Below are 482 nucleotides of genomic sequence, written 5' to 3' on the forward strand. Positions count from 1 at the left end.
TGGGCGCGGGCAACAACCTCAACCTGGAGGCCACCCAGCTGAGCGCGGGCCACACGGCGGTGCTGAGTGCGGGCAACGACCTCAACCTCACCACGGTGACCGACCTCGCCACGCAGACGGCGAGCTGGAAGGAGGGCAAGAAGCGCATCACCCAGACCACCACCGACGAGACGCTGCACGGGGTGACGGTGAACGCCGGCACCGGCCTCGCGCTGGTGGCCGGCCACGACGCCACCCTCACCGCCGCCACCCTCGTCACCCAGTCGGGCCTGGCGGCGGTGCAGGCGGGCCACGACGTGAACCTCTTGAGCGGGTCGGAGACGCACACGGTCGAGACGGACACGAAGAAGAAAAAGAGCGGCTTCCTGTCCAGCAAGACCACCACCACGCACGACGACGTGTCGGACACGCAGGCACTCGGCACCACGCTCACGGGCGACACGGTGAAGGTGGCGGCGGGCAACGACCTCGTGGCGCAGGCG

The 482-nt window shown here is 69.7% G+C and carries 1 protein-coding gene; it reads left to right on the forward strand.

The features are described 5' to 3' along the window. Nucleotides 1-482: hemagglutinin repeat-containing protein (locus tag ACH65_RS18100; protein WP_049624039.1), on the forward strand; the 482-nt coding region annotated here is incomplete at both ends.

Source organism: Frateuria defendens (assembly GCF_001182895.1).
Taxonomy (GTDB): Bacteria; Pseudomonadota; Gammaproteobacteria; order Xanthomonadales; family Rhodanobacteraceae; genus Frateuria_B; species Frateuria_B defendens.